The organism is Streptomyces sp. CA-251387, assembly GCF_050936625.1.
GTDB lineage: Bacteria > Actinomycetota > Actinomycetes > Streptomycetales > Streptomycetaceae > Streptomyces.
On record NZ_JBNJMJ010000001.1, the window covers coordinates 1324535 to 1347486 of the forward strand.

Sequence of the window (22952 nt, forward strand, 5' to 3'; positions counted from 1 at the left end):
TCGTATGAGGATGGACCGCATGTCTGAGACCAAGAGCCCGCTGCCCCGTGAGGTCGCCGACGCGTATGTCGACGAGCTCATCGCCCTCGACCCGGTCACCGGTACGTATCTCGGCGTGAAGGAAAGTTCGAGCAAGCTCCCCGACCTCTCGCCCGCGGGCCAGGAGGCGCTCGCGGAACTGCAGCGCGCCACGCTCGCCCGGCTCGACGAGGCGGAGCGCCGACCGGGCGCGGACAGTGACATCGAGCGCCGGTGCGCGCGCCTGCTGCGCGAGCGGCTGACGGCGGAGCTCGCCGTGCACGAGGCCGACGAGGGCCTGCGCAGGGTCGGCAACCTGGGCACGCCCGCACACTCGGTCCGCGAGGTCTTCACCGTCACGCCCAACCAGACCGACGAGGACTGGGCGGCGATCGCCGAGCGGCTGCGCGCGGTGCCGGCCACGCTGGCGGGCTACCGCGCGTCCCTCGCCCTGGGGCTGGAACGCAAGCTGTACGCGGCTCCGCGTCCGACCGCCACCTTCATCGACCAGCTCACCGAGTGGTCCGACACGGGCGAAGGCCGCGGCTGGTTCGAGGACTTCGCGTCGGCCGGCCCCGAGTCGCTGCGCGCCGAGCTGGACGAGGCCGCCCGCGGCGCGACGGCCGCCGTGGTGGAACTGCGCGACTGGATGCGCGACGTGTACGCGCCGGCGCTCGAGGACGCGCCGAACACGGTGGGCCGCGAACGCTACGCCCGCTGGGCACGGTACTTCAACGGCACGGACCTCGACCTCGACGAGGCGTACGCGTACGGCTGGTCCGAGTACCACCGGCTGCTCGGCGAGATGAAGAAGGAGGCCGAGAAGATCCTTCCCGGCGCCGCGACCCCGTGGGTCGCGCTGGCGCACCTCGACGAGCACGGCCGGCACATCGAGGGCGTCGACGAGGTCCGCGACTGGCTCCAGGGCCTGATGGACGAGGCGATCGAGAAGCTGGACGGCACGCACTTCGAACTCGCAGAGCCGGTGCGGAAGGTGGAGTCGTGCATCGCGCCGCCCGGCGGTGCGGCGGCGCCGTACTACACGCCCCCGTCGGAGGACTTCTCGCGTCCGGGCCGCACCTGGCTGCCGACGATGGGCCAGACCCGCTTCCCCGTCTACGACCTCGTCTCGACCTGGTACCACGAGGGTGTGCCGGGCCATCACCTCCAGCTCGCGCAGTGGACGTACGTCGCCGGGAACCTCTCCCGCTACCAGGCCACGGTCGGCGGGGTCAGCGCGAACGCCGAGGGCTGGGCGCTGTACGCGGAGCGGCTGATGGACGAGCTCGGCTTCCTCACGGATCCGGAGCAGCGGCTCGGTTACCTCGACGCGCAGATGATGCGGGCCGCCCGGGTCATCGTCGACATCGGCATGCATCTGGAACTGGAGATCCCGGCCGACTCCCCCTTCCACCCGGGCGAGCGCTGGACTCCCGAGCTGGCCCAGGAGTTCTTCGGCGCGCACAGCAGCCGTCCGGCGGACTTCGTGGAGAGCGAGCTGACCCGGTATCTGACGATCCCGGGCCAGGCCATCGGCTACAAGCTCGGCGAGCGGGCCTGGCTGCTGGGCCGCGACAAGGCGCGCGAGCGGCACGGCGACGCCTTCGACCTCAAGGCCTGGCACATGGCGGCCCTGTCCCAGGGTTCCCTCGGCCTGGACGACCTGGTGGACGAGCTGGCCCGGCTCTGACGCGGCGGTCACGTCAACGCCTGAATCCGTCCTCGGACACGGTCACCTCAACGCCGGAAGCCGCCTTCCGAGTTGATGACCTCACCGGTGATCCAGCCCGCCTCGTCCGTCGCAAGCCAGGCGATGAGACGGGCCGGGTCGTCGGGCATGCCCCACCGGCCGGCGGGGAAGCGGGCCGCCACGGCCTCGTACGCCTCGCCGGTCAGGTAGTCCGTGTCGACGGGTCCGGGGTTGACGGTGTTCACCGTGATCCCCTGCTCGGCGAGCGTGGTGGACAGGGAGCGGGTGATCGAGGCGAGGGCGCCCTTCTGGAGGGCGTAGGCGATCTCGCCGGGCATGCCGCCCGCCATGTCCTGGCCGGAGGTCATCATCACCACGCGCCCGCCGGGACCGGCCGGCCTCAGCCGGGCATGGGCCTGGACGAGCAGCAGGACCGAGCGGGTGTCGACCGCCCAGTGCGCGTCGAGCATCGCGGCGTCGACGTCGTCGAGGGCGCCGTCGGAGCCGCTCAGCGCATGGTTGGCGATCAGGATGTCGAGCCGTCCGCCGAGTGCCGAGGCGGCCGTCGCGATCAGTTCGGCGGGCGCGGCCGGGTCGGAGAGGTCGCCGGGGCCTGAGAGCACCTCGGCGTCGGGATCAGCGAGTGCCTCACGCACGGAGGCGACGACGTCCTCGGGACGGTCGGCTCCCCAGGGCATGGCGGCATCGTGCGGCACATGGTGCTGCAGATAGACGCTCGCCCCGTACGCGGCGAGTCGCCGCGCCACCGCATGGCCGATGCCGGCGCGTCTGCTCGCTCCGGTGACCAGGGCGGTCCGGCCGCGCAGGGGCAGGGGGTCGCGGCGCAGGTCTTCGGGGGCGGGGTGCGGCAGTCGGGGCATGACAGATCATGATGAGGAGCAACGGGGTGCGGCGCATCCGGTTATTGCGCAGGCGCCCCGGGGGCAGTTGGTCGTTCGCCCACGTCCGTGAGGTCGGTCGGCTTGTCCCTGGCCAGTTGGTCCGGCGAGCTCTACCAGATCCTCGGCCGTGACCTCGCCGCTCCGCCGCTCACTCTCGACGAGCTGCCGGCCCTGGTGGCGAGCGCGCGCGGACGGGTGGTTGTGCGCGCGACGCCGTGAGGTCGGTTGGCCGTGTGCCCGCCCCCGTGAGGTCGGTCGGTTGTGCGCGCAGGCACCCGGGTTCAGTGCGGCAGCCGTCGGAGCTCGACCAGCCCCAGCCAGGTTTCCGGGCCGGGCTGCACCTGGGCGGCGCGTACCGCGTACGCCCCAGGCTCCAGGGCGACCCGCAGATGCTCGGTCCGTTCCGTCTCCCGGCCCGGCCAGGCCGAGTCGAACAGGACGACCGTTCCGGGCACCTTCCAGCGCACCTCGTGGCCCCAGTCCGCCGAGGCGAGGGCCGCCGGAACCCGGGCCAGCAGTTCCTCCTCGGAGTCGGCCGCGCACCACCGTACGAAGACACCGTGGTCGGGCAGGTACGAGGTGGACGCGGGGTCGTCGCCGAAGACCAGGGCCGCGCTGTCCCCCACGGGCAGGAGCCCGACGGATCCGTCGACCTCGCAGGCCCGGTCGTAGTCGGACGCCGTCTCGTCGCCGTCGGCGCCCGCCCAGAACGGCAGCACCGTCTCCGGTACCGCTATCAGCGGGCCGCCGCCCGACTCCACCCAGTCCACAGCGCCCGGTTCCGCGTATCGCACCATGGCAGCAGAACCTACACGCCCACAGGCCTCACACAGTCACCGTGGCCGACTCCCACCTCAGCAACCGCAGTTCTCCGCGTCCACCGGCGCGGTCAGCGGGTCGGCGGGGCGGTTCTCCCGGCCCTGCCAGGTCTCGAACTCGAAGCCCTCGCGGGCCCAGTACTCGAAGCCGCCGAGCATCTCCTTGACCCGGTAGCCGAGTTCGGCGAGGGCGAGGGCGGCACGGGTCGCGCCGTTGCAGCCGGGGCCCCAGCAGTACGTCACGACGGGCACGGACTTGTCGAGGAGCTGCTCGGCCTGCTCCGGGATGAGGGCGGTGGGGAGGTGGATCGCGCCCGGGATGTGGCCCTGGTCCCAGGACTCGGTGGAACGGGAGTCCACGACGACGAACCCGGGGTCGCCGCCGGATGCCAGCGCCGCGGCGACGTCGGAGACGTCCGCGTGGAAGGCGAGGCTCGCCCGGAAGTAGGCGGCGGCCTCGGCCGGGGCAGCGGGGGCGACGCGGAGGACGGGGTTGGCGGTGGTGGCGACGCGGCGGACGGGGTGGGCGGTGGTGGCTGCGGTAGTCGTCATGACCAGAAATCTATGGTCGGTGATCCACTTCGTGAAGGGGAGATCCCCGGCGCTCCTCTTGATCCGCCGGGCATTCCCCTGGTACTCCTCGCCCATGACCGCGTTTTCCCCGGACGCCACCGACTGGCGCATCCTCGATGTCCTCCAGCGCGAGGGCCGCGCCAGCTTCGCCGAGCTGGCCCGTGCCGTCTCCATGTCCGCGAGCGCGGTCACGGAACGGGTGCGGCGGCTGGAGGAGGCGGGCGTCATCCAGGGATACGCGGCGGTCGTCGACCCCGAGCGGCTGGGGCTGCCGATCCTGGCCTTTGTGCGCCTTCGGTACCCCAACGGCAACTACAAACCCTTCCACGACCTCGTCGCCGCCACGCCCGAGATCCTGGAGGCCCATCACGTCACCGGCGACGACTGCTTCGTCATCAAAGTCGCGGCCCGCTCGATGCGGCACCTGGAGGAGGTGTCCGGCAAGATCGGCGCGCTGGGATCGGTGACGACGAGTGTCGTCTACTCGTCGCCTCTGCCCCGGCGCCCGCTGGGCCGGTGACGTCGGAAACGAGCCACGCGCGCCGACATCCCCTGCCCAGCCTCGCGCTCCGGATCGCAGGCACCCCACAGGTAACTCCTGGGCCGGAGGGCTGACCTTGGCATTCCGGATCCGCCGATGCGGTAACTCGCTTTCAAGACAGGCCTGATATGGCTGCCCAGTATTCCCTTGACCCGCGTGTTCACGCTGTGACTAGAGTGACTGCGCGGTAGGCGAATGGGACTGACCAACCATCCGCCCTACGGCTTGTCTTACGCGTCAGGGGGCGCGGCTTTCTGCTGACCTCCTCCCGAACGCGTCGTTCGAGGGGGGAATTGCGTCGTGCGCGACGATCTACTGCTGCCGAGTATTGCCGGCATAGTCCTCGCTGCCCTTTTCGGTGCCCCCATGTAATCGACGGGTGACGTTTTCCCCTTTCCTCCGAGCACACAGGAGCCTTTGTGTCCAGACGTGTGTCCATTCCCCTGATGGCTGTCGGGGTCATCGCCGCGTCCATCGCCGTGACCTCTCCGGCCGATGCTGCCCCCACGAGGCGCTGCAACGACCGGCAGGCGTGCTTCTACTACAACTCCAACCAGCAGGGAGCCGTCGCCCCGATCTACCACGGCGGCACGAACCTCGACGCGCAGGTCTTCAAGCCCGGCACCGGCCCCGGCTCAGGGCAGAAGCTCGAGGACAACGCGGCGTCCTGGGACTCGCGCACCCGCAACAGCGCGTTCTGCGTCCACCGCGACCGCTGGTGGAAGGGCCCCTTCAACTCGCTCAAGCCGCAGGGCCGCAAGAACCTCAGCTCCGCGCTGAAGAACAAGAATTCCTCGACCAACTGGTATCCCCGCCACGAGGGCGGCGGCGGCCACTGAACCCGGGAAGGAACCCCCGCCCATGCGTGTGATCAAGACAGTGCCGATAGTCGCCCTTGCCGTGGGAGCGCTGACGCTCTCCGCGTGTTCCGGCCAGGACACGAATTCCTCTCCGGCGAACAAGGCCGGCGAACGCGTTCAGGGAGCGCCCGCTCGGATGGTCGCCGAGATGACCCTCCCTCTCGAGGCCTATCAGCTCACTCCTGCTGACTACGAAAGAAGCCAGCAGGCCCTGTGGAAGCTCACCACGTCCTGCATGAAGGACATCGGCTTCACCTCCTTCGAATTCCTACCCTCCACGGGCACCGCGGACCAGATCGAAGCCCACGAGGACGTCCGCTACGGCACCTACAACCAGCAGGACGCCGAACGCAACGGCTACCGGCCCGACTTCGGGAAGGGCGCCCGTGGTGCCGTGATCGGGGGCGAAGAGCCGAAGTTCACCGCGGAGGAGGAAGCCGCACTCGACGGTGTCTCTCCTCAGCGAACCGCCGAGGAGCCGAAGAAGGTCCGCACCACCAAGAGCGGCGAAGCGATTCCGGAGGGCGGCTGCTACGGACAGGCTCTCGACAAGCTCACCGGCGGGCAGAGCGACCTCTATCTCGACGACACGCTGGCCGAGGAACTGAACGGCCAGTCCTACGAGCAGTCTCTCAAGGACCAGAAGGTCACAACGGTGTTCGCCCGCTGGTCGGCGTGCATGGCCGCGAAGGGCTTCACGTACAAGTCCCCGATCGATGCGAACAACGACCCTTCCTTCACCGGAGACACCGCCGGCGCCGCGGAGAAGAAGGTCGCGGTCGCGGACACCGCCTGCAAGAACAGCACCGACCTCGTGTCCGTGTGGCACGACGCCGAGGCCGCGATCCAGCGCACGCTGATCAGCGAGCACGGTCCGGAACTCGCCAAGCGCAAGGCCCTCAACTCAGCGATCCGCGCGAAGACCAGCGCCGTCCTGACGTCCTGAGCACCGTTGCACGGGCCTGGGCGAGGGCCACGAGTTCTGGGGCGCCGTACGATGCGGCGCCCCGGAGCGCTGACCGACGACGCCGCCGAAGGGAGCGTCAGTGAGTCGGACCGGGTGTTGGCTTGGACAGGCCGAGGCTTGTGCGTGGTGCCCTTCGAGATCCTGTACGTGATTCCGTTGGTGTCGGCGTAGTGGCAATCCAGGCGCCAGGCCGTCGATGCCCAGGGCGGCAAGCCGGTCCAGCCCATCCCCCGGAGATGGACAGGGTCAGTTCGCGGTTGGCGTCGGTGAGCTCACGCACCACGGCGCCGTTCACGTCGTACACCGACGGTCGCCCGCGTGAAGTCACCGGGCTCGGGGCTCCAGCCGCCCGTGGGCGGTGGCGGTGAATCCGACGGCCGAGCTGTCCGCGCGCAGCGCCGCCTTCGAGGTCGCGTATGTCTTCCGCAGGTAGACGCACGTGGTGCTGGTGCGGTCGTTGCCGAGACCCGCGCTCCGCTGAGAGCCGTAGAGCGATCAGCGCACAGCGGGGGCGGCTGTCGTCTCCGGCTCGTCGGACGGGCTGCTCGCTTCAAGGCATTCCTGGAGCCGGAGGTGCCGGAATTCGTATCGCGCGCCGGCCTGTCGTAGCACACCTCGTGTGTGAGCCTCTTCAAGGAAGGTCATGAGCCGCCAGGGCAGTCGGCCGGTGGCCCCGAGCCAGAGCTGCGCGACAATCAGTCGCCCATATGCGCTGAGGATCAACGCCAGCCCATGACGAGGGCCATTTGTAATGCCATGCCATGCATGCCGAACCAGTCCTGCGTGGTCAGAAACAGAAGCGCGCTGGCGGCGGACCCTGCGATGGTCACGGCGGCACCCCGGGTCACCACAGCAAGCCGGTCCCCCCGCAAGCTTGCGGACGGGCTCGCAGCACGGGTCGGGTCGGCAGGTGTGTCCAGCCATCGGTAAACACCGCAGACGCAGCCCCCGATGAGGCCCAGTACGAGGCCGGAGGCAATACCGCCCTTGATGCAGTTCTTCACCAAGCCCCAGCGGCCGATCTGCCAGAACCACCAGGCGGCCGGTGGATGCAGGGAAGACAGCAGAGTGAGGTCCCGCGCGTCACGGCCGGCGACTTGGACGTGCCAGACCCCGTTCTGGGTTCTGAACCGCACCCGGCCGACGTGCGCAGTGCACCGCCGATAGCGTTCGTGACAGCCCGCGCCGGGGCCGGGTGGCGCGTAGACCCATGCCTCCGACTGATTGCTGGTGTTCTCCATCAGGATCAACGCGACCGGCTTGGCGGGTTCGGCCGTCTTTGTGCCGTCGGGGTACGCGGCAAAGGTCCATGTGCGGGTTGTCGCGCGGCGGACGCCGGTGGGCTGGCTTTCCGCATCGTCGGCATCAGAGGGTACGGTCCCCGATCGAGTGGCCCGCCATTCGATGATGGTGCCCATCACGGCGCCGATGGCAGGTCCGAGTGCCAATCCGATCAGCAGGCACGTGGCCGTCCCACGGACGAGGCCCTGACAGAAATGCAGGATCTGCCGTCGGCCCGGCCCACGGTACGGGGCCCTGCGCACTCCCCCTCGGCGAGCGCGGAAGACGGCCAGCCCTGCCGCCCCCATGACGACGCCCAGCGCGCTCGCCCGCCATACCGTGCCGGCCGGGGAGAAAGGGGCCATGACCAGGATCGCCGCGCCGAACAGGACGATGACGGCGGCCCCTCCGATGTGGCGGGCGGCCCTCGGACCGGCCCAGGGCAGGCCCAGCGGGGCGGGATTCGTCGTGACTCCTGCCATCGCGAACACAGCCGACACCGCCGTGCCGAAGAGAACACCGGACAGGAAGCGGAAGAGCCATGCGTCTCCAAGATTGTGGATGGAGGCTCCGTAAAGCGGCTGGGCCGTCACACCGATCAGGATGCCGAACACTGCGGCCGCCAGTGCAGCCCTCATGACCAAGCCGCGCAGCGGGGTGGCGCCGGCGCGGTTCGAGAACACAGCAAGCCCCACCATGCATCCGGCGACGACTCCTCCGCCATTGCCGGCCAATGCGATCAGCTCACCGCTGACCCACAGGTCGCGCAACTTCTCAGGCGCCACGAGCATCATGACCGCTCCCGTCACGACAGCGGACAGGCATGCCGCAAGAGCGCCCGGTGCCAACAACTGCACCACCCAGGGAATCGCACTCTGCAACTCCCACCAGGCCAGCTGCCCGGTGTCCCGTCGGCGCAGGTGGCGGGCCAGGAATCCGAGCCACCCTTGAGGCTCCGAGGAGTTGGGAAGCGGCTCGTTCATGTCGTCGAACACGGCCGGTACGAAGGCCTTGAGCAGATGCTCCTCGATCTGGGCTGCCGTAGTGAACCGGCCGCCCAGCAGTTCCCCGGGGTCGCGACGGCCGTCGTTGTAGACGGCACGCGCCATGGCAACCATGAGAGGTCTGCTCAGCACCATCCGCAGGGCCTGCTCCGGCGGCCCGCCAGGTGCGACCAGGCGCTCGAGCGTCGCGCTCCAGGCCGTGCCGATCCCTCCGTCCGCCCCGCGCACCGGGCGCGACGTCCGGGTCAGATACTGGGCGGCATCCGTCAGGAGCAACGGGGAGAGTTCGACGACTGCCGCGGCCGTGAGGACGTCGCAGGCTTCCACGGTGGCGGCGTAAGCATCAGTTCTGCTCGTAAGCAGTAGTGCCGAGTTGGCATCCAGTTCGGCGTTGAGGCGACGCATCGCCGGCACACGCTGTGCCGCAGGCAGTTCATCGAAACCGTCGAGGACCGGCAGCACCAAACGCGCGGCAACCAAGGCATCGGCCAAGGTGCCGCCACCTGGCAGCCCGGCGGCCAGAGCCGGGAAGTCGGTTGCAAGCCGGGCAGCCATCCAAGTACGCAAAGGTTCACGAGCAGCGTCCCAGGTGCCGGCAGGCAGCATGACTGGCACGGCGTGCCCCGGTTCCCGAGTCGCCAGCAAGTCCAGGACAAGCTTCAACGCCAGGACCGTCTTTCCGGATCCGGGCGGCCCCAGAACGACCACACGGCGGGACTGCGCAGCAAGGAAGGCTGCACGGATCTCGCTCAACTGTCCCGCGCGCAAAACAGGGTGCAGCTCTGCGCCCTGCCGCACGTTCGCGTCGTGATCGGCGAGCGGAGCCTCAACCGCGCGCCATCGGACGGGCAGGGGTTCAGGATCTTGCAGTCGGCGCAGCCGTGCCTCGGCCGCCCACATCTCCTCCACCGCCCCGGCCAGGGCGTCCGCGCGGCCCGTCAGCCAATCCGCGCCGGAGCCCTCCCCGGTACCGGGCTGGCCCTGTACCAGGGTGGACAGCAGTCCCATCACCGAGACCACGATTCCGAGAGCAGGCGTCCACCGCTCAGCCACGGCCTTGCCATCGACGAGGACGACCACGGCTACTTGGATCAGGCCGGTCACCGCCAATGCGCCTGCCCACCACAACCTGCGCACACGCTGCGCTTCCCCGACCCACCACATTGCCCGTATCCCGTTCCCGCTCTTCCGCTTGGCGGTCATGCCACGCGGAGCGCGGGGTGTTCCACAACCCGCGCGCGGAAGCGCGATGCAGGCGCGGGATGTCCAAACCAGGTGCACACCGTCGTGACTGCCGGTCAGGCCCGCTCCTTCAACGGCGGGCGAGCGTACGGGTCCTCCCAGGACCACCAGGTTCTTCCTCGACTATGGCTGGTCCGCTGACTGCAACGACGGTGGCGGAACATACACCTACCACCCTGTGATGCAGGGCGTCGCCAGCTTCGGTTCAAGCCCGGTGACACGCGCGGGCAACGAGCTGCGCAACGACTGCGGAACCTATCGACCGTAGGAGGGCCAGTGGCCCAGGGACCCCCCGATCGGTATCCGCCCGAAGGCCGGCCGCTCGGTCGGGTGCCGGACGACGCATGGCTGCCGGTCACGTACTCCACCGAAACCCCTCGCCGGCGAAAGCTGGGGTGGCGGGTCAGGGCGACGTTGCGCTGGCCGCAACGAGCCCGGAGGCAGTCGCGGTGAACGGGGAGGGCGACGCGCCTGCATCCCGTGCCTGCGTCAACTCACCCGTAGGCCCCCAGTACAAGGGGCTCGCCTCGGTGGGGGCGGATGCAGGACGCAGTTGCCGCACCCGAGGGCTTGCGGTGGTGGATCAAGAGTAGTCGCCGCGAGGTGACCTGGACGCTGCCGGTGTGGATCCCGGTCTTCACCTCGACGACTCCGCCTGAGGCGGATACCAGCCCGTTAAAAAAGTGCTGTCGAGATCACTGGACAGTGCCCTGCGTGTCCACGATTTGGAAATGGTGGTATAGGGCGCAGACCAGAGCTGCCCCTGTACGGCTACTTCATTCACGACTGCCCTCTCCCCGTCGAGCTACGGCCCGAGCCGGGCCCCCGCGCCTCGGCGATGGCGTCCAGCGCCTTGACGTGCCAGTCGTAGAGGTACGTCATCGTGCGGCAGTACGCCAGCGGCGTGAGGCACTCGCGGATTTCGCCGTTCGAAGCGATGGGCCGGAGGCATGTGACGCAAGTGGGAGAGCCGGTGACATCCCAGACGGCGTGGGCGCGGGGTGTATCGATGATTCGCGCTTCCGGGGCCGCGGGCGGTGGGGATCGCCGCGATGGCGCTCTTTGCCTGCTTCTCGTGGTCATCTCGACGAGTCTCACAAGTCGCTTGCTGTGCTTGCAGTTGACTGCATAGCATCGCGTTCACTATCGCGAATCGATTGTTGTTCCGGTGCGTCGGGGGGCCTGGTGTGACGTTGATGATGGCGGTGGCGGCCCTCTGGGGTGTGCTCCAACTGTTCGCCGTTTCCTGGCCGACGCGTTCGGTGCGCTTGTCGACCGTGCTGCTGGCGCTTGCGGTGGGAGTGTACGGGTGCGGTGTGGCGACAGCGTTGGTGCAGCTCGCCTACACCCGCATCTACGCGGACCAGTCGGGGCAGTCGCTGCTGACGGTGGTGAACACCACCAGCTACACGGTGGCTCCCTGGGTGGAGGAGCTGATCAAGGTCTCTCCGCTGCTGCTGGTGGGGTTGAGTACGAGGATTCGCCGCCAGTGGGGGCTGACCGACTTCGTGGTGGTGGGCGCGGCATTGGGGGCCGGGTTCGGGCTTCTGGAGGCGGTTCTCCGGTTCGGTCTGGACGCGGACCGGGCGATCGTCCGGGGTGAGGGCTGGATCATCCCCGACAGCTTGTCCCCGCCCTATGTGCCGGGCCTGGGGCAGGCGTTGACGGCTTGGCTCCCGGCGCCGTTCAGCCAACTCGACCTGGGCGGCCCTCCGGTCACGGAAACGTTCACGCACCTGGTGTGGACGGCCCTGGCTGGTTTCGGGGTTGGACTGTTCTGGCGGGCACGCGGTTGGGTGGTGCGGCTGTTGTCGGTGCTCCCGATCGTGGCCGCCGCCGTGCACCACACGGTGAACAACTACGCGGTAGAGGAACACGCCAGCCGGGCCACGCGGTGGCTGGAGTCCCTGGACGGGATGGCGTGGGCGGCGCCGTTGGTGTGCCTGGCCCTCGCCATGGTCGTCGACGTGCGCCGGCTCCACCGCGGAAAGCGCACCGTGCCCGGCGTACTGCTCGCGTCCGAACGCGTCGACGGCGACAGCCCGGGAGCTCTGCTGCGGTACGCGGCCTGGCGTCCGCCATGGAGCCTGCTGATCGTATTGCGCTACGTCAGGCTGCGGCGCTCCTTGCTGTACGCCGCCGCGACGGTGCCACCCGACGACACAGGGGAACTGCGACGGGTGGTCGCGGGGATAACGGCCCGGATGGACGCGTCCGACAACCAACGCGCCTGGCAGACCCTGAACATCCGCGCCTGGCTGAAGGCGGCTCGAAGGGCCCGTCGTTCCCGGGAGCGATGGCTGCTGCTGATCCCGTGCGTGCTCATGCTCCCGTCACTCCTCTTCCTGGGCGTCGGCTCGTTCACCTCCACCGACGGCCTCCAGGAGTTCTTCAGCACCGGTGCGGGGCCGAAGATTCTCATGGGCTTCGGCATAGCCGCACTGGCCTGGATCGCCTACCAGCTCACGGTCCTGCTGCGCAGCTGGCGGCAGGTGTCGGCGCAGCCGATCGGGGAACTGCTGGCGGCCCACCGATTCCGTCTCGGAACCGCGCTGGGCGCGGCGACCACCGGCGTACTCCTGCTGTGGCGCGGCTTCGGGGAGGCGGGTCCCGACGGCAGTGCCATCCGCACGCTCCATCTGCTGGACGCCCTGAACACCTTCCTGGTCTACCTCGGCTTCGCGCTCCTCCTGCTCTCCCTGCTCGCCCTCTTCCCTCCAGGAGGCCTCGCCCTCGCCGGAGGCGGAGCGGTGAGCGCCCTCACAGCCGAAGCCGCCCTCAACTCCGCCCTCCTCGGCACGGCCGGGATCGTCCTCATGGGGCTGGGTTCGTCCAATGGCTCCGGTGGGGACTACAACGCGTGGCCCAGGAGCAAACGCAAGGGGCGCACCAAGCCCGAGCACCGTGCGGATGTCCGCGGTGATGAGGGCAAGAGCCTTGGAGGCAAGAGCAAGGCTCATACCATCGACAAGCATGTCGACAAGACCACTGCCGGCATGCGCAGGCGCCTGCGTGAAGACCCTAGCCTTGGCTCGGACTCACGCTACGTTGACGTCGATGCGGCACAACGCTTCACCGACAGGACTCTCGCCGTCGCAAGGAACCAGCGGAAGATATCTGACTGGCTGGCCAAGGGCGCGAAAGGACCGCTGCGTCTGGAGGCAAGGTTTGACGAAAACACGGGACTTCACCTCACTCGTTACGACTTCACCCATGGGCAACCGCCGCAGTGGGTGAGAGGGGTTCGCGTCATTCTCAAGGCTGACCCGTCGGCGACGTCCGGATACCGTGTCCTCACCTCATTCCCTCAGCCCTAATGCGCACGCTTGGAGCAACTCATGAGTCAGGCGATTCCACCAGGCCAGCGATTCCATGAACTCAGCGACCTGCTAGAGGCCTATGCATACACCGGCTTCACGTTCTCCGACACAGAAGAGAGCCCGAGCCCTGGTCTGGCTTCCTATCTCAGAATCGCTGCCCGGAACCCTGCACGCGCCGCAACGGCCGTCCAGCAAATTGACGACCTGCTCTCCATCGGACTCTTCTCCGAAGAGATCGCAGACGAGGTGGAAGACCTGCCACACATCCGTCCTCCCGTGGGGGCAAGCGTGGAGGACTGCCTGCGTATCGTCAGGGAGCACCTCTACCGGCTTCTGCAGGATCCGTCACGAGTTGCCCACGTGAACCCGCAGAACTCGTGGGAATGGAACGAGCGATTCCCCGCCCTGAGCCAGTTGCTCGGAGCCTACTTCCACCAGGATTTCTCATCCATCTATGAATCTCGCGATGAGGCTCTCGATGAGTATGTCAGCGAAGCCGTTCCGGAAGACCGTGCACAGGCAGCACAGGAGATCGGGGAACTCCTGACCATGGTGTCCTCGGATCAGGAACTCGACACTGCTGCCACGGCGTTGGGGCTCGATCTTCTGCCGCCGCAAGGGATGTCACTCCGGCAGTGGCTGGAGCTGATCCGAAACAGGATCGCTGCGGCATAGCAGTGGGCGCCCAGCTGGACCGACGCCTCTGACAGGTGCAGCCGTACTCGGCTGGGCGATCTACATCTATGTCTATGACCGCCCTAACCTTGATCGGCGCAGTCCTTGCCGGTCTCTATGCGCCGGGACGGTTGGTCCGGGGGCTATCCGGCGACAGGCGGGGGGCAGAAGGGCAAGGAAGATCAAGGAAAGGAAGGACAGGGAGCAAATCCCTCCTGACTGGCCTCAACCGTACCGGCGGGCATACGAAGGATCACGAGTCCTCAGCGACCCTCGCTCAGTGCCCCCGCTGCCGCAGCACCGACCCCGACCTCCCCTTCACCACCTCCAGCTGCGCATGGATCCGCCGCCGCAGATCGGGGACATGGCTCACGATCCCGACGCTGCGGTCACGCTCGCGCAGGGAGTCGAGGACGTCGAGCACCTCGTCCAGGGTCTGGTCGTCGAGGCTGCCGAAGCCCTCGTCGATGAAGAGGGTGTCGAGGCGGACGCCGCCGGCCTCGTCGGTGACGACGTCCGCGAGGCCGAGGGCGAGGGCGAGCGAGGCGAAGAACGTCTCGCCGCCGGACAGCGTCGCCGTGTCCCGTTCCCGCCCGGTCCAGGCGTCGACCACGTGCAGCCCGAGCCCGCTGCGGCCGCGCCCGGCCCGGTCGTCGGAGTGGACCAGGGTGTAGCGGCCGGACGACATGCGCTGCAGCCGTACGGTCGCGGCGGCGGCGACCTGTTCGAGGCGGGCCGCCAGCACGTACGACTCCAGGCGCATCCTGCGTTCGTTGTCCGCGGAGGTGCCGGCGGTGAGCGCGGCGAGGCGGGCCACGCGGTCGTACTCCTCGCGCAGCGGGGCGAGTCGGCGTACGGCGGTGGCCGCTCGGGCGGACAGCCGGTCGAGTTCGGTGCAGCGCCGGGCGGCCGCGTCGCGCGCGGAGGCGGCGTCGCGGGCCCGCTGGGCCGCCGTGGCCGCCGTCCGTTCCGCGGACGGCACGTCGGCCGGCGGCTGCTGGGCCGCGGCCGCGGTGTCGGCCTCGGCGAGGACGGCGCGTACGGCGGCCTCCTCGGACTGCCAGGCGTCGAGCCGTCGTTGGAGCTCGCGGTGGGCGGCGTCGTCGAGGAGGGCGGCGGCAGCGGCCTGCGGGGTGTCGAAGCCGGCGCGGAACGCGGCGTCGGCCAGGCGGGCATCGGCGTCCTTGAGCCGCTGGGCGGTGTCCTCGGCGGTGCGCGCGGTGTCGGCGGCCTCGGTGAGCAGGGCGGCCTGCCGCTCCAGCTGAGCAGCCCGCGCGGCGACGCTGTCGGCGGTGCCGCGGGCCTGGGCAAGCTCCGCTTCCAGGGTGCTCTTCTCGCGGTCCATCCGCTCGCGGTGGCCGACCCGGGAGGCGGATCTGACGGCCGCCTGCTGCCGGTCGGCGGACCTCCGCTCGTACTCCGCCTCGGCGCGGCGCAGTTCCTCCTGCGCCGCGTGCAGGAGGGACGCGTCCCGGCGGGCCTGCGTGTACAGGCGCTCCAACTCCTCGCGGTGCGCGGCAAGTTGCTGTGTCGGTGAGTCGCCGGCCTCGGCTGTGGCGGCGGCCAGCGCCTCTCGTACGAGCCCGAGACGCTGTTCCATCTCGGTGTGGCGTTCCTCCGCCTGCTGGTAGGCGGCCAGCGCGCGCTCCTCCGCCTCCCGGTCCACATGCCCGGCGTCCTTGCGGGCAGGGGCGGGGTGTTCAACGGCGCCGCAGACCGCGCAGGGTTCGCCGTCCTTCAGCTGGGCGGCCAGCTCGGCGGCGATGCCGTTCAGGCGCTGTTCCTTGACGTCGAGCCAGTGCGCCTTGGCCTGGAGCACCTGCTCCTGTGCGCGACGGGCCTGTTCGGCGGCGGATTCCGTGTCACCGGCCAGCTGGTCGCGCATCCGGGCGGCATCGAGCCGCTGCTGGGCGGGCTCGCGCTGTACGGCGAGTTGCTCGGCGCGGGTCGCGGCCTCCTGCGCGGTGTCGATACGGCTCTGGAGCGCGGCTCGGCTCTGCTCCCACCCGGCGAGCCAGTCCTCGGCTTCCTGCAACAGGTCCTCGTCGGCCCGCTCTTGACGGTCCAGTTCGTCACGCTCGTCGACGAGGGTGGCCAGCCGCTGCTCGGCGCGGCGGGCGGACTCCAGTCCGCCCAGTTCCTCGGCGGCCCGGCGCGCGGCGGCCGCGAGGCGCTCCGCGGGAAGTGCCGCGAAATGCCGTCGGTCGTCTGCCGCGCCGTCGTGGCTGGTCGCGCCGTTCCCCACGCCCCTATGGGGCGCTGCCACACCCCCGGTTACGAAGGCTGCCCGCAGTTGGGCACGCGCGCGTGCCTCTGCCGCTGCTGCCCGCCGGTGTTCGGCGTCGGCGGCCTCTCGCAGGTCCAGGGCCGGTGCGACCGTCTCGGCCTTGCGGGCCCTCTCCATGCGGGCCTCGGCCTCGCGGTAGGCGTCCGCGCGCGACTCCAGCAGCCTCGCCCGCTCCCGCGCCTCGGCGAACCGCCGTTGCAGCCGCGCCAGTTCGCGTACGTCGTCCAGGGCGCGGTCGGCGGCGGCCTGGGCGGACTCGGCGGCGGTGAGGCGGCAGTGGGCGACGGTCAGCTGTTCGCGGGCGGTGCTGCGGGCCACGGCGGCGGCGCCCAGGATGGCCTCGGCCAGTCCCGGCTCGCCCGGCGCGAGCTCGGGCAACTCCATGGCGTCGCCCGCCGCCTGCTGCATCCGGTGCGCGTCCGCCAGCAGCGCGGCGTCCCCGTCCCGCACCTGGGCCTCGGTCGCCCGGCGGCGCTCGGCGAGCCGCTTCTCGACCTCGGCGAAGCGGTGGGTGTCGAAGAGGCGGCCCAGCAGCTTGCCCCGAGCCTCGGCGTCGGCGCGCAGGAAGCGGGCGAAGTCGCCCTGCGGCAACAGCACGACCTGGCAGAACTGCTCGCGGCTCATGCCGAGCAGCTGCGTGATCTCCTCGCCGATCTCCTGGTGCGAGCGGCTGAGGTCCTTCCACGTCCCGGCCGCCGCGTCGTACTCGCGCAGCCAGCTCTGCGCCTTGTCGAGGGTCGTGCCCGAGCCACGCTTCTTGGGGCGCTCCCACGGCGGCTGCCGGGTGACCTCCAACCGCCGTCCCGCGACGGTGAGTTCGAGCCGGACCTCGGTGCGCGTGCCGGTCGCGGCATGGTCGCTGCGCAGCGTCATGCCCTGTCCGCTCTGCCGGGCGCCCGGCACGGAGCCGTACAGCGCGTAGCACACGGCGTCCAGGACGGACGTCTTGCCCGCGCCCGTCGGTCCGTGCAGCAGGAACAGACCGGCGACCGACAGCCCGTCGAAGTCGACGGTCTGTGACCCGCCGAACGGCCCGAAGGCCGTGATGTCCAGGCGATGGAGCCTCACCGCGCCACCTCCCGCACAGCCTCGTCGGCCCGGACCGCGTCGAAGGCGTCCCGCAGCACGCCCTGCTCGTGCTCATCGGGCCCGGCCCCCCGCACGTGTGCCACGAAGTCCTGCGCGATCTCCTGGTCGCTGCGCCCCGCGAGCCGCTTCGCATACGACACGTCGGGGTCGTCCGGCGCCCGCTCGGGGTCGAAGACGAGGCTGAGCGTGTGCGGGAAGCGTTCGGCGAGCCGGGCCATGGGATCCGCCGGGCGCACCGCGTCCGTGAGCGTCGCCTCGACCCACGCCTCCTCGTGCCGCGCGAGCCCGGGATCAGCGAGCAGTTCCTCCAGCGTCCCCCGGATCCGGGCCAGCGCGCGCGGCACCGGGCAGTCGACGCGCTCGGCGGTGACCGCGCCGTCGGCGTCCAGGTCGACGAGCCACATGCTCTTGCGGTGGTCGGCCTCCGAGAAGGAGTACGGCAGGGGCGAGCCCGAGTACCGGACGCGCTCGGTGATGGTCTGGCAGCCGTGCAGATGACCCAGCGCCGCGTAGTCGACGCCGTCGAAGACTCCGGCGGGCACCGCGGCCACCCCTCCGACGGTGATGTCCCGCTCGCTGTCGCTGGCCTCTCCCCCGGTGACGAAGGCGTGCGCGAGGACGACCGACCGCGTGCCACGCGCGCGTGTGGCGAGGTCGCCGCGCACCCGGTCCATGGCGGCGGCGAGCACGGCCTGGTGCCCGGGCTTGTCGACCCCGAACTCGTCCTTCACCAGGGCGGGTTCGAGATAGGGCAGGCCGTAGAAGGCCACGTCGCCGAAGGCGTCCTCCAGCACCACCGGAGTCCCGCACGCCGAGGGATCGGTCCGCAGATGGATGCCCGCACGCCCGATCAGCCCGGCACCCACGCCCAGCCGCCGGGCCGAGTCGTGGTTCCCGGAGATCATGACGGTCGGCACACCGAGGTCGGCGAGCCGGTGCAGGGCGTCGTCGAACAGCTCGACCGCGGCGAGCGGCGGCACCGCCCGGTCGTACACGTCTCCCGACACGACCACCGCGTCCACACCGCGCTCACGCACGGTCGTGACGAGGTGGCCGATGAACTCGGCCTGGGCGCCGAGCATGGTCACCCGGTGGAACGCCCGGCCGAGATGCCAGTCGGAAGTGTGCAGAAGCCTCATGATCCCCGAGACTAACGGCCGGGTCTGACAGCACGGGCGGTTACTCCCGTATCGCCCCGTCATGACAGGCGCGCCATACGTGCGTTACGGACATTTCACCCACGCAGTCAGCCCGCGGCGGCACTTCACCCATGCCTCCAGCCGTCACGCGTCCCCGTACGCCTCTCCCCCGAGCTCGAACCCGGCCGTCCCCGCCGTCACGTCCGCGAGCCACGCCCGGAACGCCTCCACGTCGGCGTCCGGCAGGCCGACCTCGATGGTGACCGCTTCCCCGTACCGTACGTCCCGCACCTCGCGCCCGGTCGACCTGAGGTCGTTCTGCACCTTGCCGGCGCGCTGGTGGTCGACGGTCACCGTCACCAGCCGGAAGCGGCGCCGCGTGAGCGTACCGAGCGCGTCCAGCGCCTCGCCCACGGCGCCGCCGTACGCCCGGATGAGGCCGCCCGCGCCGAGCTTGACGCCGCCGAAGTAGCGGGTGACGACGGCGACGACGTAGCGCATGTCGCGGCGCAGCAGCATCTGGAGCATCGGGACGCCTGCGGTGCCGCCCGGTTCGCCGTCGTCGCCGGCCTTCTGGATCCCGGCGTCGGCGCCGATGACGTAGGCCCAGCAGTTGTGCGTGGCGTCCGCGTGCTCCTTGCGGACGGCGGCGACGAAGTCCTGGGCCTCCTGCTCGGTGGCGGCCGGGGCGAGCGCACAGATGAAGCGTGAGCGGTTGACCTCGGTCTCGTGCACGCCCGCGTGGGCGACTGTGCGGTACTCGTCCTGCATCGGGCCAGCCTATGCGCAGCGCCCGCGGCCGCCCGCGCGGGAGTCGCTCACTTCTTCTTGCCCCGCGCCACCATCACACCCGTCAGCAGCGCCGTGCCGGGCGCGAGAGCCTGCCAGGTGGTGCCGTACCAGGCCAGGACGGCGATGGCCGACGTCGGGAACTTCGTACGGACCTCGTCCAGCGTGTTGTCGAGGCCTTCCCCGGCGAGTTCGAGGACGAGTTCCTCCAGGCCGGGGTTGTGCCCGACCAGGAGCAGCGTTCCGACCTCGGGGGGGACCTCGTGCACGACCGCCAGCAGGTCCGGCACGTCCGCCCCGTACAGCCGTGGCTCGTGGCGCACCGGCGGCGGAGTGCCCCACTGGGCGGACGCCAGGTCCCAGGTCTCACGCGCGCGTGCCGCGGTCGAGCACAGCGCGAGGTCCGGCAGACAGTCGGCGTCGGCGAGCATCCGGCCCGCGACGGGGGCGTCCCGGCGTCCGCGCGGGGCGAGCGGGCGGTCGTGGTCGGCGACGCCGTCCGGCCAGGCCGACTTGGCATGCCTGAGGACGACCAGCCGGCGCAGCGGACCGGCACCCATGCGGGCCGTCATGCGAGGGTTCCCAGGTCGCGGGTGAGGTCGAGGCCGAGGAGTCGGTCGGCGTAGGCGTACGTCTCGAAGCGGGCGCCGTCCGGCAGGTCCGGCGCGGTCTCCACCCAGCGCAGCACTCGCAGGACGCCGGGCACGTCGAGGTCGTCCTCCCAGGCGGTGCGCAGTTCTGCCCGGACCTCGTCGGGGATGGGCCGCGACGGCCGCTGCGCCCAGGAGGCGACGGCGCCGCGCCAGCGTACGAGGGTGTCGTGGGCGTCGGCCAGGGCGGCCCTGTCGAGTCGTACGGGCTCGCTTCTGGGGCGGGAGAGCAGCACGAGGCGCAGGGCGGCGGGGTCGGCCTCCTCGGGAGGCGCCTCCGCGTGCACGGGCGCGACGGCGACCCGCACGCCGTCGGGTTCCGCGCCGCCCTCGCGTACGACATGGAGGACCTGTGCCTCGCCCAGTCCCGACGCGGCGTCCTGGCCGTCCTCGAAGGGCCGGATGCCCAGCGCCGCCGCGCCGGCCCGCAGCTCCGCCTGCTGCCGCTCCTCGTCGAGCAGCGCCCAGACCGGCGTACCCCCGAGTTCCAGGGCGCGGACGAGGAGATCGGCGACCAGCAGTATCCGCAGGGCGGTGACGTCGAAGCCCTCCGTATGCGCCTCGATCCGGGTCAGGCCACGGCGGGCGGGGGCGGCGTCGACGGGCTTGCCGGTTCGGGCGTCGATGATGCGCAGCACGGAGCGAGCGTAGGCGGACGGGCCGCCCCGCGCAGCCATCCGGCCCGCTTTCCGGACACCGTGGCGGTCCTCGGGTCTACCGGGAGTTCGCTGGTCATCCATGGTCGTACGGCCCACTCACACGCGCGAGGCGTCTGTCGTACCCGGGCATCGCCACCCCCTGCCGTGCGGACTGCCCGAACGGTACTGCGCGGCGGCCCGCCCGGACAGGAGTTCGGGCGTGGACTAGTGGAGTTGGCCTTCGCCGACCGCGCGGGAACCGCGGCCCCGACGCAGCAGGGCCGCCGTGTACACGTCCGCCGTCGCCGCTGCCGCCCTCGCCCAGCCGAAGGACCGGGCGTGCCGGACCGCGGCCTCGCTCATCCGGGCGGAGCGGGCCGGGTCGTCGGCGAAGCCGGCCAGCACGCGCGCGTAGTCCGCCGGATCGTGTCCGGGTACGAGGACGCCGCTCACCCCGTCCCGTACGGCCACCGGCAGGCCTCCGACCTCGGCGGCGATCACCGGCGTACCGCAGGCCTGTGCCTCGACGGCCACCAGGCCGAAGGACTCGCTGTGGGACGGCATGACCAGGACGGACGCCGCCCGGTACCAGTCGGCGAGCCGGTCCTGGCCGACCGGCGGCCGGAACAGCACGACGTCGGAGATGCCGAGGCGGGCCGCCAGTTTCCGCAGCCCTTCCGGCTCGGCCAGGCCGCTGCCGCTGGGCCCGCCCACGACCGGCACCACGATCCGCTCACGCAGCCGCGGCCGCTCCTGAAGCAGCCTGGCCACCGCACGCAGCAGGACGTCCGGCGCCTTCAACGGCTGTACGCGGCCCACGAACAGGGGGATCAGCGCGTCCTGCGGCAGCCCGAGGCGGGAGCGGGCCACGGCCCGGCCGGCCTGGACACCACGGGCACCGGGGCGGAAGCGCTCCAGGTTGACACCGGGGTGGACGACGGCGACCCGGCCGGTGTCGGCGTCGTAGTGGCGGAGGAGTTCCTCCGCCTCCTTCTGGGTGTTCGCTATCAACCGGTCGGCGGCCCGTACGACTTGGCTCTCGCCGACCACGCGAGCCGCGGGCTCGGAGGTGTCGCCCTCGGCGAGGGAGGCGTTCTTGACCTTCGCCAGGGTGTGCATGGCGTGGACGAGGGGGACGCCCCAGCGTTCCGCGGCGAGGCGGCCGACGTGGCCGGAGAGCCAGTAGTGGGAGTGGACCAGGTCGTAGTGGCCGGGCTGCCGGCCGGCCCAGGCCTGCGTCACGCCGTGCGCGAAGGCGCACAGCTGGGCGGGCAGGTCCTCCTTGGCGATGCCCTCGTAGGGTCCGGCGGTCACGTGCCGCACCAGGACGCCGGGCGCGAGTTCGACGCTGGGCGGGAGCGCGGCGGAGGTGGCCCGGGTGAAGATCTCCACCTCGATACCGAGGGTGGCGAGGCGCTTGGCGAGCTCGACGACGTAGACGTTCATCCCGCCGGCGTCGCCGGTACCGGGCTGGTGCAGCGGGGAGGTGTGCACGCTGAGCATCGCGACGCGGCGGGGGCGGTGGTGGGCGTCGGGTGGCCGCGGACGGGGCGGGCCGACGAGGGTACCTGCGTGGGTGCCGCTGTGCCGGAGCTCTTCGAGCCGGGTCATGTACGGACTCCCGCGGTGGCGATGGCCCGCAGGTCGAGGCGCTGATCGCCCGCGTACACGTTCATCGAGCCGCCACGCAGGAAGCCGACGAGCGTGAGCCCGGTCTCCGCCGCCAGGTCCACGGCGAGGGAGGACGGTGCCGAGACCGCTGCCAGGACCGGGATGCCCGCCATGACCGCCTTCTGCGCCAGTTCGAAGGAGGCCCGCCCGGACACCAGCAGAATGCTGCGGGACAGCGGCAGTCGGCCGGACTGCAGCGCGCGGCCGATCAGCTTGTCGACGGCATTGTGCCGGCCGACGTCCTCCTGCAGGTCCAGCAGTTCGCCCTCGGGTGAGAACAGCCCGGCGGCGTGCAGTCCGCCCGTGCGGTCGAACACCCGCTGTGCGGCCCGCAGCCGGTCGGGCAGGACCGCCAGCAGTTCGGGGGCGACCCGGACCGGGGGCGCGTCGGCGATCGGCCACCGCGCGGTGGTGCGTACGGCGTCGAGGCTCGCCTTCCCGCACAGGCCGCACGACGACGTCGTGTACACGTTCCGCTCGAGCGTGATGTCGGGGATCGGCACGCCGGGAGCGAGCTGCACATCGACGACGTTGTACGTGTTCGAGCCGTCCTCTGTGGCGCCCGCGCAGTACACGATGTTCGCCACTTCCTCGGCCTGGCCCACGACGCCCTCGCTCACCAGGAATCCGGCGGCGAGCGCGAAGTCGTCCCCCGGCGTGCGCATGGTGATGGCCAGCGGCTTGCCGCTCAGCCGGATCTCCAGTGGTTCCTCCGCGACCAGCGTGTCCGGGCGCGTGCTCACCGCACCGTCCCGGATCCGCAGCACGCGCCGACGCTCGGTGACTCGTCCCATGCCG

The 22952-nt window shown here is 70.7% G+C and carries 18 protein-coding genes; 7 read left to right on the forward strand and 11 right to left on the reverse strand.

Annotated elements, in window-relative coordinates; genetic code table 11:
- Positions 1–19 precede the first annotated feature (19 nt).
- Positions 20–1708, forward strand: a complete 1689-nt coding sequence (locus ACQEV2_RS05785) for a DUF885 domain-containing protein (protein WP_433037202.1) — start codon at positions 20–22, stop codon at positions 1706–1708.
- Between the two features lie 47 nt (positions 1709–1755).
- Here ACQEV2_RS05785 and ACQEV2_RS05790 read toward each other — a convergent pair whose 3' ends face one another.
- The gene (locus tag ACQEV2_RS05790) at positions 1756–2589 is read right to left on the reverse strand and encodes an SDR family oxidoreductase (RefSeq protein WP_433037204.1); all 834 of its coding nucleotides are present in this window, start codon (positions 2587–2589) and stop codon (positions 1756–1758) included.
- A 102-nt stretch (positions 2590–2691) separates the two neighbouring features.
- On the opposite strand from ACQEV2_RS05790, the gene ACQEV2_RS05795 reads away from it, so the two are divergent.
- Positions 2692–2829 carry a hypothetical protein gene (locus ACQEV2_RS05795; RefSeq protein ID WP_433055226.1) on the forward strand — a complete coding sequence of 46 codons (138 nt, stop codon included), beginning with the start codon at positions 2692–2694 and terminating at the stop codon, positions 2827–2829.
- Between the two features lie 62 nt (positions 2830–2891).
- Here ACQEV2_RS05795 and ACQEV2_RS05800 read toward each other — a convergent pair whose 3' ends face one another.
- Together ACQEV2_RS05800 and ACQEV2_RS05805 are read right to left on the reverse strand one after the other, a co-directional pair.
- Positions 2892–3407 (reverse strand): immunity 21 family protein, encoded by a 516-nt coding sequence (locus tag ACQEV2_RS05800; protein ID WP_433037206.1) that lies wholly within the window; start codon positions 3405–3407, stop codon positions 2892–2894.
- A 57-nt stretch (positions 3408–3464) separates the two neighbouring features.
- Positions 3465–3980 (reverse strand): rhodanese-like domain-containing protein, encoded by a 516-nt coding sequence (locus ACQEV2_RS05805; RefSeq protein ID WP_433037208.1) that lies wholly within the window; start codon positions 3978–3980, stop codon positions 3465–3467.
- A gap of 94 nt (positions 3981–4074) precedes the next feature.
- Between ACQEV2_RS05805 and ACQEV2_RS05810 the strand changes: the two genes are divergently transcribed.
- The 3 genes from ACQEV2_RS05810 (at position 4075) to ACQEV2_RS05820 (ending at position 6348) form a co-directional block, all read left to right on the forward strand.
- Positions 4075–4521, forward strand: a complete 447-nt coding sequence (locus ACQEV2_RS05810; protein WP_398824373.1) for an Lrp/AsnC family transcriptional regulator — start codon at positions 4075–4077, stop codon at positions 4519–4521.
- A gap of 467 nt (positions 4522–4988) precedes the next feature.
- Positions 4989–5381, forward strand: a complete 393-nt coding sequence (locus ACQEV2_RS05815) for a hypothetical protein (RefSeq protein ID WP_433037210.1) — start codon at positions 4989–4991, stop codon at positions 5379–5381.
- A 22-nt stretch (positions 5382–5403) separates the two neighbouring features.
- Complete coding sequence (locus tag ACQEV2_RS05820; protein WP_433037212.1) at positions 5404–6348, forward strand: hypothetical protein; 945 nt, start codon at positions 5404–5406, stop codon at positions 6346–6348.
- 740 nt (positions 6349–7088) lie between these two features.
- On the opposite strand, the gene ACQEV2_RS05825 is transcribed toward ACQEV2_RS05820, so the two are convergent.
- Positions 7089–9758: an NACHT domain-containing protein gene (locus tag ACQEV2_RS05825; RefSeq protein ID WP_433037214.1), complete on the reverse strand. Its 2670-nt coding sequence runs from the start codon at positions 9756–9758 to the stop codon at positions 7089–7091.
- A gap of 1337 nt (positions 9759–11095) precedes the next feature.
- Here ACQEV2_RS05825 and ACQEV2_RS05830 point away from each other — a divergent pair.
- On the forward strand, positions 11096–13213 hold the full coding sequence (locus tag ACQEV2_RS05830; protein ID WP_433054222.1) for an RNase A-like domain-containing protein: 2118 nt from the start codon (positions 11096–11098) through the stop codon (positions 13211–13213).
- A gap of 21 nt (positions 13214–13234) precedes the next feature.
- Positions 13235–13891: a contact-dependent growth inhibition system immunity protein gene (locus ACQEV2_RS05835; RefSeq protein ID WP_433037216.1), complete on the forward strand. Its 657-nt coding sequence runs from the start codon at positions 13235–13237 to the stop codon at positions 13889–13891.
- A 277-nt stretch (positions 13892–14168) separates the two neighbouring features.
- On the opposite strand, the gene ACQEV2_RS05840 is transcribed toward ACQEV2_RS05835, so the two are convergent.
- From ACQEV2_RS05840 to fdhD, 7 genes are all read right to left on the reverse strand, one after another.
- Positions 14169–17246, reverse strand: coding sequence for an AAA family ATPase (locus ACQEV2_RS05840; RefSeq protein ID WP_433037218.1), 3078 nt, complete (start codon positions 17244–17246; stop codon positions 14169–14171).
- Positions 17243–18406 carry an exonuclease SbcCD subunit D gene (locus ACQEV2_RS05845; protein WP_433037220.1) on the reverse strand — a complete coding sequence of 388 codons (1164 nt, stop codon included), beginning with the start codon at positions 18404–18406 and terminating at the stop codon, positions 17243–17245. The genes ACQEV2_RS05840 and ACQEV2_RS05845 overlap by 4 nt, the downstream gene beginning before the upstream one ends.
- 144 nt (positions 18407–18550) lie before the next feature.
- Positions 18551–19177, reverse strand: a complete 627-nt coding sequence (locus tag ACQEV2_RS05850) for a YigZ family protein (protein WP_433037222.1) — start codon at positions 19175–19177, stop codon at positions 18551–18553.
- A 47-nt stretch (positions 19178–19224) separates the two neighbouring features.
- A complete protein-coding gene (locus tag ACQEV2_RS05855) occupies positions 19225–19767 on the reverse strand; it encodes a SixA phosphatase family protein (protein WP_433037224.1) in 543 nt (180 codons plus the stop codon).
- Complete coding sequence (locus ACQEV2_RS05860) at positions 19764–20522, reverse strand: hypothetical protein (RefSeq protein ID WP_433037226.1); 759 nt, start codon at positions 20520–20522, stop codon at positions 19764–19766. Before ACQEV2_RS05860 ends, ACQEV2_RS05855 begins: the two co-directional genes overlap by 4 nt.
- A 186-nt stretch (positions 20523–20708) precedes the next feature.
- Positions 20709–22094 carry a D-inositol-3-phosphate glycosyltransferase gene (gene mshA, locus ACQEV2_RS05865; RefSeq protein ID WP_433037228.1) on the reverse strand — a complete coding sequence of 462 codons (1386 nt, stop codon included), beginning with the start codon at positions 22092–22094 and terminating at the stop codon, positions 20709–20711.
- Positions 22091–22948 carry a formate dehydrogenase accessory sulfurtransferase FdhD gene (gene fdhD / locus ACQEV2_RS05870; protein ID WP_433037230.1) on the reverse strand — a complete coding sequence of 286 codons (858 nt, stop codon included), beginning with the start codon at positions 22946–22948 and terminating at the stop codon, positions 22091–22093. The genes mshA and fdhD overlap by 4 nt, the downstream gene beginning before the upstream one ends.
- Positions 22949–22952: the final 4 nt, after the last annotated feature.